This window comes from Cytobacillus oceanisediminis 2691 (assembly GCF_007678455.1).
In the GTDB taxonomy this organism is placed as follows: Bacteria; Bacillota; Bacilli; order Bacillales; family Cytobacillaceae; genus Mesobacillus; species Mesobacillus oceanisediminis_A.
In genome coordinates, this window is sequence record NZ_VEEP01000050.1 from 1 (window position 1) to 395 (window position 395).

Sequence of the window (395 nt, forward strand, 5' to 3'; positions counted from 1 at the left end):
GGTGGGAGAAGATAAAGTGGATTTTAGGGGGAAAGTGAAGGAGTTGGGGTTGAGGTGGAATGAGTTGAATGAGGAGAATGATGAAGTCATTGTGTTGGAAGACGTGGGAATGGAGGAGGAAGAAGTAATGGAGGTTGGCGTTGGATGGGGGTGAGAGAGCAAAACAGTGAAAAAAGTCGAAGTGGAGCGCGGAGAGGAGCTTGAATTCAACGGGAAGATGGTGAAGAAGAGGGTTCCGAAAGGAAAGGAGGTGGAAGAGGAGTGGATGCTTGTTGACGTTTGGGTAGGATACAAGATCAATAATCCTTCAAAAATCATTAAAAAATACCTTTACTATTCACAATCGACCGAATCCCTTTTATCACCTCTTTCCCCCCGACAGGCAAAAATTACTT

Annotated in this window: 1 pseudogene; it reads left to right on the forward strand. The window is 44.8% G+C overall.

Annotation, left to right across the window (positions count from 1 at the left end):
* Positions 1-166: 166 nt before the first annotated feature.
* Positions 167-395 (forward strand): annotated as a pseudogene (locus FS736_RS23445) (hypothetical protein); the annotation flags it as partial.